The following is an 8,912-nucleotide window of genomic DNA, read 5'->3' as shown; positions in this document are numbered from 1 at the left end:
CTCCCGAACCACACGGTTCGCTTCGCCGTGGTCGAGGGACGCGACCTGCACGCCGACGTCTTCCTTCCCGAGTCCTCCGCCTCCAGGGCCCGCCCCGCCGTGCTCTACTTCCACGGAGGTGGCTGGCGTGGCGGAGAGCGCGGCTATGCCCGCGCCTGGGCCGACTTTTTCACCGCGCGGGGCTATGCGCTCATCTCCTTCGACTACCGGCTCTTTCCTCCCGCCACCGGATTGAAGGCCGTGGGAGACGTCAAGTGTGGCATCCGCTGGGCCAGGCAGCACGCGGCCACCTACGGCATCGACCCGGACCGGCTCGTCCTCTTCGGTGAGTCCGCGGGCGGGCACCTCGCGACCCTGGCGGGGTACACCGAGGGAGCTGCGCGCCTGCCGTCCTCCTGCGCCCCTGGGGACACATCGGTGGCGGCCATCATCAGCTTCTACGCGCCCAGTGACCTGGTGGCCTACGCCGCTATCGCCCCTGCGCCGCTCGAGGGCTTCACGGGTGTGCCGCTGGAAGGCCACCGCGAGCTGTACGCGCTGCTCTCCCCCATCCATCATGTCGGGCCACGCTCCCCTCCCACACTCCTGCTCCATGGCGGGGCCGACAGCGTCGTGCCGCTCGACGCCTCGCGAGCGATGGCCGCTCGGCTGGCCCAGGCTGGCGTTTCCCACGCCCTCTTCACGCTGCCGTACGCGGAGCACGGCTTCGACATCTGGGATGGCGGCTTCGGCCGTCAGCTCGCCCGGGCGCGCGTGGGGCGGTTCCTCCAGCAGCACGCGCCCGTCGATTGAGGGCGTTCCCTCGCGCTGCGAGTGGATAGGACGCAGTGGGGCGTGAATGAAATCCAGGTGCCCCCGTCATGAAGGACACAGGGCGAGCGGGCGGCGAGCGCGGCCCCTCCCCATGAAGTCTCAGCCAAGGAGAAGTCCCATGTTGGCAGCTCGGCGTAGCTCCGAGGGTGGTCGTGCGCGTGAAAACCGGTCGTCCGCGAAGGGCAAGGGCTGGGCGGCGCTCGCGCTGCTGCTCCTGCCGCTGACGGCGGCTGCGGGGCCGGGGCCGGACTACCGCTGGGACGAGTCGCGCAATCGCCCCGGGCCCAACCGCTGCCGCGACAACTCGCAGTGCGATGGCGCACGCACGTGCAGCCCCGCGGGCTGGTGCCAGGGCGAGGCGCGTCGCACTCCGCCCCCGCCGCCTCCGGGCCGAGGCCCCGGCGGACAGGACTGGGGCAATGGCCGGGGTGAGACGCGCCCCCAGCGCAGCACCTTCATCCGCAGCAGGCTCGCGGGGCTCGTCATCGACATCGCGGGCGGCAACCGCGCGCCGGGGGCGGGGCTCATCGCCCACCCGGCCAAGCCTCACCGCGGGGGCAATGACAACCAGAAGTGGGAGCTGGTGCCCACGCGGGGCGGCTACCTCATCCGCAGCCGGCTCAACGGGCTCGTGCTCGACGTGGAGGGCGCCAACAAGGCCCAGGGGACCCGCGTCGTCACCTGGGAGGCCCATGGCCAGCCCAATCAGGTGTGGCAGCTCGTGCCCGGCCGCGTCCGCGGCACCTACTACATCCAGAGCCAGCTCAACGGCCTCGTGCTCGACATCGAGGGCGCCAAGACAGACGGCTCGGGGCGGCTCATCACCTTCCCCATGAAGCGCGACGGGACGGCGAACAACCAGCTCTGGCAGTTGGACCTCTGACCCGGAAGTCCGGGGCGCATCAGACGACAGGGCAGGTGTGGCAGCCCCCGCTCCACCAGGGTGCGCCACCGGTGAGCCTCCCCCGAGCGCGCTGGGGCGGCGATCCCTCCACGACGATGTCGAAGAATCTCGTGGATACTCCACTGGCGTCCAGCCACAACAGGTTCGCCCACCGCGACCGTGAGCCGCGTCCTCCTGGACAGCTCCGAGACGATATGGCTGGCTGCCTCCATGAACCAGGAAGAGGCCTTCACCCAGAAACTGCGCCACAAGGGCCTCGCGCTAATGCCCCAGGCCGCGTCTCCGGAGATAGTGGCGATGCTGGAAAGGGCCTTTCCGCCATCGAGTAGCGAGGAGTCCACCCATAGACGCGGAGGACAACGCAACGTCCTCGACGTGCCAGCCGTCATCGCAGCCACATCCGAGCGCTCGGGGGTCCGCGCGCTCGCGCAGACAGTGCTCGGCAAGGACTGTTTCGCGGCGCGGGCCCTGCTCTTCGATAAGACACCCGACGCCAACTGGAAGGTGCGGTGGCACCAGGACCTCACCATCGCTTTGCGCGAGCGGCGAGAAACACCTGGCTTCGGACCATGGACACACAAAGAGGGTGTCGCCCACGCGCTCGCGCCCGACACCCTGCTAACCCGCATGCTCGCCCTGCGAATCCACCTAGACGACTGCGGCGAGGAAAACGGGCCTCTGCGGGTCCTACCGGGTACGCACCTCCAGGGTCGACTCAGCGAGGCGGACATCGAGAACAGGAAGTCGCGCATCGCCGCCGTGACCTGCCTCGCGCGGCGAGGCGACGTGCTCGCGTTCCATCCCCTGCTGCTTCATGCATCCTCTCCCGCCACGAAGCCTGGTCACCGACGCGTCCTCCACCTGGAGTTCGCCGCCGATGCGCTTCCCGGTGGGCTTGAATGGCGCTGGAGCGTCTGACCCGCGTGCCTATCCAAGACTCGGTTGCTGCGTCATCGGTGCATCAAGACTGCGGCAAAACGCGCGTCATGACGGTGAGCGATGCGCACGACGAGCCGTTGGTGCGCTCGACGCTGGATTAATAATAGTCGCGAAGAGTGAGCCGGCGCTTGCTGCCGTCCTTCAACGTGAGCACCACCGCCTTGCCCGTGGCGCGATACCGCCACCGCGAGAGCTCCGTGCCTGCGAAGTCGGGGCCGATGGACTGCCCATCAATGGCAGTGCTTTCGTCCCCCACCTTCCAGCCAACGGCGCCTGCGGAGCTACCAGCTTCACCACGAGCCGTCCCGCCGAAGGGAGGGCAATCAGTCCGGACCGGTCCTTGAGGAAAGGCTGCCGCAGCGCGCGGGCAGCGGGGACCCGCATCCGCGCGCCTGCTGCCAGTACGAGGGGAATGCTCAAGCCGCGGAGTGCCAGGGCGCCTGGAGCAGACGTCATGCATGACCGCGCGTCCCAGGCAGGGGATGGGTCCACCGGTACCGAGTCCCCTCCACGGATGTTTGCTCTCAGCGCCCTGCCCCGAGGCGCGGCATCGCGAACAGGCGAGGCGCTCCGTCGACAGCTGGGCCGTGAATATTCCATCCAGAAGTGCGTCCAGGTGAGCCAGTCAGTCACTGACTCCCCGCACCACAGAAAGAAAAAGCTCGATGAACCCGATTGCTCGCGCAGTGCTGGCCTCATCCCTGTTCGCCGCTTCCTCCGCCTTCGCGCAGGACGTCGAGATGAACATCCAAGCCGATGACATTGACATGCCGTCAACCCGCATCGCCGTGGAGGGCATGTCCCCGGATGGCGAGGCAGCGGGCGTCAACATGGAGATTCGCGGTGGGGGCGCCCGCATGGAGGTGAACGTGTCGGGCACCGGGACTCCACCGCCGCCGGAGCGACATGAGCGCAGAGAGCGTCGTGAGCGAGTCGCGCCGCGCGAGGAGTCCGTCCGACATGTACGGTACGACTCCGAGCCCGCCTTCCGAGACTGTGGGACGAACCAGGACCCGGGCTGCACCATGCAGCGCAACGGCCACTTCGCGATGGACGCGGAGACCTTCCGCGGCTTCATGCAGTCCCTCAAGGGCACCCACAACGAGCTGACGCGGGAGGACATGGTGGAGAAGGTGATGAAGCGGGCCTTCCTCACCGCGAAGCAGTTCGGCCTGGTCCTGGATCTGTTCCAGAACGAAATCACCCGCCTGGACGTGGCGAAGACGGCCGCGCCCCGCGTGGTGAACCCGCAACACGCGCTGGGGTTCTCCTCCAAGTGGAGCAACTCCATCTCCGCTGACGAGTACGTGGAGCTCATCACCGAGCAGTAATCCGCTGAACGCCGTCCCTGCAGCCTCCGCGCGCCGCTGTATCCCTGCCTACCCGGGCGCCCTGCCTCACTGGCCCCGGACCGGGCGGGTGGTACAACGCGGGCGCGTGGGGCCTGCTACCGTGCTCGCCATGATGCGGAACTCGCGACAGGCGGGCGGGATGGGGGCGCGGTCATGAGCGCACAGCGAGAGGTCCGTGCCGACTTCGACCGTACCTCCATCGTGATGTATCAGGCTTATCCAGACGCCATCGCGGACGTGGCGGTGGCGCGGCAGAAGTTCGGTCCGCCCTTCTCCACCGGACGGATGACCTGGATAAAACCCAGCTTCCTCTGGCTCATGCATCGCTCCAACTGGGGGCGCAAGCGCGGGCAGGAGCGAACGCTCGCGGTGCGCATCCGGCGCAGTGACTGGGAGGCGGCCCTGGGACTCGGAGTCCTCACCGCCTACGAGCCGAAGGCCCACGGCTCGCCGGAGGCGTGGCGCAAGGCCTTCGACGCCGCGCCTGTCCATGTCCAGTGGGACCCCGAGCGCACGCTGCGTGGCGCGGGACTCCCCCATGACAGCATTCAGGTGGGGCTGGGCCGCGCCATCATCCAGCGATTCGTGGAGGACTGGATTGTCTCCATCACGGACTTGACGCCCCTCGTGCAGAAGCTGCGCAAGCACCTGGACGCCGGACGCGCGGAGCAGACCTCGCGACTGCTGCCCCCCGAGGCCGTCTACCCCGTGCCGGCGGAGCTCGTCCGTCGGCTCGGGATGTGACACCTGGGGACAGGGCATTGTCCGTTCCCGCGACGGGGCCAGGAGCCCGCATGCCGCTGACACCGTCGGCCGGGCTGCGATGGGCTGCCTGGGCCGGCGTGTGCACAGGGAAGGCTGCACGGCCTCTCCACGGGATTGGCGCACAGCATGTGGGCCCCCGGCACTTCTGGGCCTTCATGGTTCGCTCAAGTCGACCAGACAACGTTCCCGCGCGAGCGCAGGCCCCTGCGTGGCCCAGGTGGAGCGGAAGCTTTCACGAAATCCGTCGCCACGACCCATTCACGCACAGCGATCGCATTCAATTTCATTCCAAGACACAGGGCCAGACTGAAAACATTTCAGATAGTGGCATTCAACGATAGAGCAGCGCAGGCAAATCTTGCATATCGCTTCCCGGAGCTCAGGTTGGTGAGTTCCATCACCAGGAGAAGCGTATGAAAGCACTGTCATTCGTGATGGTCGCGGGTCTTGTCATGGGTGTGCTCACGGGTTGTGGTGAGACGTCTTCGCCGGAAGCGGTCGCTGGCGAGCAGGGGCCGCGTTACGAGGCCACGCTGAGCGACGGGACGGCCGTGACGGTGCGGGACGCCTCGGGCGAGAGCAACGTGAGCGCCCAAGCCATCGAAGGAGAACGCACCGTCACCGAGGCCGCGTGTTGGGTGACGCTGCAGTGGTGCAGCGAGCCGGGCACCGGCGACATCGTCTGCACCCAGAATGGAGACTGCACCACCGCGCAGTTCATCGAAGCGTGCATCTCGCTGGCCCAGGATATCTGCGGAATCTGATACATCCGAGGAGGCTCAGCGTCAGCCGGCGTCAGGGCTGGCGCTGCTGCCGCGGGCGGTGATGCCGTGATGGATTCGATTCGGACTTCAGCTCACCCGAAGCGCGAGTCCAGCTTCGTGAGCTGGCTCGTGAAACCATCCTGCTGCATCTTCGTGAACTCCTCGCTGTGCATCGCGTCCAGCGTGACCACCATGCGAACGCGGTCGCCGCTCGGGAGGAAGTCCACGGCGATCTTGCTCTCGTAGGTCGCGACCCCGGGCAGAAAGTCGATGACGTTCGTGAGGACAAGTCGCGAATGTGGCGCCACCTCGGTGAAGTGGGAACGGGTCGCATGGGAGGTCGGCTGGCCCATCTGCTTCATCGCGGCAATCATCTCCGGTGAGTCCGCAATCATGTCGTACCGGAGGGCGCCGCCTACGCGTGCATCGAGCTCCTGAACCTCGGCACGGAAGCCCTGGGGCCCCCACCACGACTCGAAGCCCTCTTTCGTGGTCCAGAGCGCCCAGATGTCCTGGATTCCCGCACGGTAGGTCCGCTCGATGACGACCTTCGCCTTCTCGTTGCTCATTTTCGCTGCCTCTTTCCTTCGACTCGTCGAGTCTGTTGTTGCTGCTTTTTCTCCAGTGCGGTTCCGAAACGATCGATTCGCGCCTCCCAGAGTTGCCGGTACGGAGTGAGCCACCCATCGAGGTCCTGGAACGGCTCCGGCTTCAAGGCGTAGAGGCGACGTTGCCCATCCGGCCGCATCGAGACGAAGCCCGATTCCGACAGAATGCGCAGGTGCCGCGAGACACCGGACTGGTGGACGCCAGCCTTCTCGACGACGTCGCTGACCTGCTGCTCGCCATACCGAAGCGCCTCGACGATGCGACGCCGCGTCGGATCAGAGAGCACCTGAAAGACGTCAAGTTGCATGAGCGCGTATATACACGTCCATGCACATATCCGTCAAGCTCGAGCCCCTGCTCAGGCACGCAGTCCCGGCGAGGCTCCGTCGTCCCGTCGAGGTCCGTCCACACGCGGCAGTGCTGAGCCGGGATGTCTCAACGAGCTGTTCGGCGGGCCCTTCCAAGAGGGGTTGGAGGACATGTACCGGCAGACGTGCCAGGGGAAGCGCCTCAATGGTGGGGGACGCGCTCATCCTCTTCGCGGTGCTGGCCTGGGTGGCCTACACCACGGGTGCGCGCCTCACGCAGATGGTGAGGACACAGCCGCCACCGGCGCCCCTCCCCTCCGTGGAGGAGCGCCGGACGGCCAGAGCCGCTACTGCGGATCCCACCCCGCGTTCACCGTCATCCGGTCCAGCGCGCGCACGGAGACGTAGGGGACGAAGCCCGCCGCGCGCGAGCGGGTATAGGCGTCCGCGATGTGCGCGGCCTGGACGGCGTAGTCGGTGGAGAGCACCAGCTTGCCGGCCGCGCGGACCCGGGCTGCGTTGGCCCGGTTCTCCGCGCACCAGCCCATGTCACAGGGGGTGTCGTCGGACCAGTACATGTCCTCCATACCCAGCCCGTCGATGGCGGGCAGGTAGGCGGGGTCATCCACCAGCTCCGGGGAGTTCTGGGGCATCACCTTGAAGGCTGGGTTGCGGGCTTTCGCGTACTGGTTGATGCGCGCCAGGAGGGCCACCATCTTCCGCGCGAGGTCGGCGCGGTTGGTGCCCGCGGCGTTCGCGGGAATCTCCTCGTACGTCACCACCATGTCCAGGTAGCACCCGGTGAAGCCCGCGGCGAGCGCCTGGTCGAGGCGGCCCTGGACGATGGGCCACCAGCGCTCGTCCCAGTACTTCACGTACTGCTCGTCGGGCCAGCCGCCCACGGGGCCGAGCTTCAAGTCCTCGGGCACCTGGGACCACTCGGGGCGGTATTCCTCGATGGCGCCAATCTCGAAGTACGCGAGCACCTGCTTGCCCTTGGCCTTGAGCGCGGTGATTTCGGCGGCGGTGAACCAGTCGTCGTAGCCGTCACGCGACAGGTCGACGATGGCGAGGTCGAACTTCGAGTTGGCGATGGTGTCCAGCTTCCCCTGGGGATAGTTCGTGAGCTGGTAGGTGAAGCTATGGATGCCCTCCCACGACACGGGCGTGCCGGCGTCGGTCCCCGTTCCCGCGTCGGAGGAGGTGCCCGCGTCCGTGGGAGTCCCCGCGTCGCCGGGCGTGCCCGCGTCCGAGGCGGCGACCTGGATGCGCACCACGAGCAGGTCCAGCAGCGACGCATCCGCCGTGGACGTCGTGCGGTAGCGCAGCTTCACCGGGCCGCCGCTGACGAAGCGCTGGGGAGACGTCAGCGCGAGCGACGTGGCGGTCCACCTCCAGGACTGCGCGAAGGTGTTGTCGCCCACCAACACCCAGGCGCCCGCCACGTAGTCCCACGCCTCGAACAGCCAACGCATCTGCGACCTGGTGGGCCCGCGATAGTTGAGGCCCACCTCGGCGGCGACGACGTCGGCGACGCCCACGTCCGCGGGGAGCGCGTACGTGCACGTGGCGGAGGTGCCGGGGAAGAACTCGACGTACTCCGCCCAGCGGTCCTGAGTGCCCGACAACGTCTGCGTGTGCAGCCCCTGGACGGTCTGCCCCGAGCCGATGGCGCCGCTCGCGACCTGGAGACTGGCGCACGTCAAGGTCCGAGCGTCCGCGAGGCCCGCCGTGTCCCCGCTCCGCTCCGCGCGGTCCGCGCTTCCGGAGGAACCACCACAGGCAAACAGCGCGATGCACCACAGACTCGTCCACCCGACTACCGCGACTCGCATGTGCGCTCCCTGTCGCCGGAGCCGGGCCCCGCCCTGAGGTCGATGCGCTCGGCGAACGTGGCGGGCTTTAGCGTCAGGCGCGCGGCAGCAGCAACGCGAAGTGGCGCGCGACATGCGACATTCACCCATGTCCTGGAACATTCGTTCCTGTCTGGATGGGGCCTGCTCTCTGATGGAAATTTGAAGCCCGCATGATGAGGTGTGCGCCAGCCCCTCACGCGCAGGTTCCGCTCTGGCGAGGACTTGCTCCACGTGGAGGAGCGGCGCTGGCTTCCAACCGCGTCCACGGGCAAGGCCATCTACGACTTCGCGTTCGACACGTTCTTCGGCGGAGCAGCACCTGCAGGCCACGGAGCTGCCGCATGGGTCCCCACGTCGCGCCGACCTCACGCCGCGCAGCCAGCCGCCTCCTTGCACCAGTCCGGTCGGCGTACTGCGGCCCGAGGAGACGTGGGCTTTGGCTCCTCGGTCTTCTCCCGCTCGAATCCGGAGGGTTAGGGCCCGCTCAGGAATTAGTTAGCCGAATAGGGGAATAGCCAGAGGGGCCGAGCGCGTTGGCCGGGTATGGACGCGGAAAAGGCCGTGGCGGAGCGATACCAGGCACTTCGAGATGTCATGGATGA

The 8,912-nt window shown here is 67.5% G+C and carries 10 protein-coding genes; 6 read left to right on the top strand and 4 right to left on the bottom strand.

All coding sequences use genetic code 11. The annotated features are described in order from the left end of the window. The 3 genes from G4D87_RS27965 to G4D87_RS27955 form a co-directional block, all read left to right on the top strand. A partial coding sequence (locus G4D87_RS27965) for an alpha/beta hydrolase (protein WP_163785713.1) occupies positions 1–792 on the top strand: 792 nt, incomplete at its 5' end. Positions 793–931: 139 nt separating this feature from the next. Continuing rightward, on the top strand, positions 932–1,696 hold the full coding sequence (locus G4D87_RS27960; RefSeq protein ID WP_163785711.1) for an RICIN domain-containing protein: 765 nt from the start codon (positions 932–934) through the stop codon (positions 1,694–1,696). Positions 1,697–1,876: 180 nt separating this feature from the next. Further along, complete coding sequence (locus G4D87_RS27955) at positions 1,877–2,635, top strand: phytanoyl-CoA dioxygenase family protein (RefSeq protein WP_240358669.1); 759 nt, start codon at positions 1,877–1,879, stop codon at positions 2,633–2,635. Between the two features lie 118 nt (positions 2,636–2,753). Here the strand turns inward: G4D87_RS27955 and G4D87_RS39625 are convergent, their stop codons facing one another. After that, on the bottom strand, positions 2,754–2,912 hold the full coding sequence (locus tag G4D87_RS39625; protein WP_240358668.1) for a hypothetical protein: 159 nt from the start codon (positions 2,910–2,912) through the stop codon (positions 2,754–2,756). A 409-nt stretch (positions 2,913–3,321) separates the two neighbouring features. Between G4D87_RS39625 and G4D87_RS27945 the strand changes: the two genes are divergently transcribed. From G4D87_RS27945 to G4D87_RS27935, 3 genes are all read left to right on the top strand, one after another. After that, positions 3,322–3,987 (top strand): DUF4476 domain-containing protein, encoded by a 666-nt coding sequence (locus G4D87_RS27945; protein WP_205507752.1) that lies wholly within the window; start codon positions 3,322–3,324, stop codon positions 3,985–3,987. Positions 3,988–4,161: 174 nt separating this feature from the next. After that, positions 4,162–4,752, top strand: a complete 591-nt coding sequence (locus tag G4D87_RS27940; protein WP_163785709.1) for a DUF4291 domain-containing protein — start codon at positions 4,162–4,164, stop codon at positions 4,750–4,752. A gap of 434 nt (positions 4,753–5,186) precedes the next feature. Further along, complete coding sequence (locus tag G4D87_RS27935) at positions 5,187–5,537, top strand: hypothetical protein (RefSeq protein ID WP_163785707.1); 351 nt, start codon at positions 5,187–5,189, stop codon at positions 5,535–5,537. A 92-nt stretch (positions 5,538–5,629) separates the two neighbouring features. On the opposite strand, the gene G4D87_RS27930 is transcribed toward G4D87_RS27935, so the two are convergent. From G4D87_RS27930 to G4D87_RS27920, 3 genes are all read right to left on the bottom strand, one after another. Then, complete coding sequence (locus G4D87_RS27930) at positions 5,630–6,106, bottom strand: SRPBCC family protein (RefSeq protein ID WP_163785705.1); 477 nt, start codon at positions 6,104–6,106, stop codon at positions 5,630–5,632. Further along, the gene (locus G4D87_RS27925) at positions 6,103–6,453 is read right to left on the bottom strand and encodes an ArsR/SmtB family transcription factor (RefSeq protein WP_163785703.1); all 351 of its coding nucleotides are present in this window, start codon (positions 6,451–6,453) and stop codon (positions 6,103–6,105) included. Before G4D87_RS27925 ends, G4D87_RS27930 begins: the two co-directional genes overlap by 4 nt. A gap of 348 nt (positions 6,454–6,801) precedes the next feature. Beyond that, positions 6,802–8,289, bottom strand: a complete 1,488-nt coding sequence (locus G4D87_RS27920) for an endo alpha-1,4 polygalactosaminidase (protein WP_163785702.1) — start codon at positions 8,287–8,289, stop codon at positions 6,802–6,804. Positions 8,290–8,912 lie beyond the last annotated feature (623 nt).

The organism is Myxococcus vastator (genome assembly GCF_010894475.1).
GTDB classification, from domain to species: domain Bacteria; phylum Myxococcota; class Myxococcia; order Myxococcales; family Myxococcaceae; genus Myxococcus; species Myxococcus vastator.
Note: the sequence above shows the minus strand (reverse complement) of the source record. Positions and strands in the feature narration are given on the sequence as shown.

What these genes read in the sequence shown, in the direction of transcription:
- G4D87_RS27945 (WP_205507752.1), top strand. Translation starts at nt 3,322, where the DNA reads ATGAACCCGATTGCTCGCGCAGTGCTGGCCTCATCCCTGTTCGCCGCT.
- G4D87_RS27925 (WP_163785703.1), bottom strand. Translation starts at nt 6,453, where the DNA reads ATGCAACTTGACGTCTTTCAGGTGCTCTCTGATCCGACGCGGCGTCGC.
- G4D87_RS27930 (WP_163785705.1), bottom strand. Translation starts at nt 6,106, where the DNA reads ATGAGCAACGAGAAGGCGAAGGTCGTCATCGAGCGGACCTACCGTGCG.
- G4D87_RS27960 (WP_163785711.1), top strand. Translation starts at nt 932, where the DNA reads ATGTTGGCAGCTCGGCGTAGCTCCGAGGGTGGTCGTGCGCGTGAAAAC.
- G4D87_RS27940 (WP_163785709.1), top strand. Translation starts at nt 4,162, where the DNA reads ATGAGCGCACAGCGAGAGGTCCGTGCCGACTTCGACCGTACCTCCATC.
- G4D87_RS27935 (WP_163785707.1), top strand. Translation starts at nt 5,187, where the DNA reads ATGAAAGCACTGTCATTCGTGATGGTCGCGGGTCTTGTCATGGGTGTG.
- G4D87_RS27920 (WP_163785702.1), bottom strand. Translation starts at nt 8,289, where the DNA reads ATGCGAGTCGCGGTAGTCGGGTGGACGAGTCTGTGGTGCATCGCGCTG.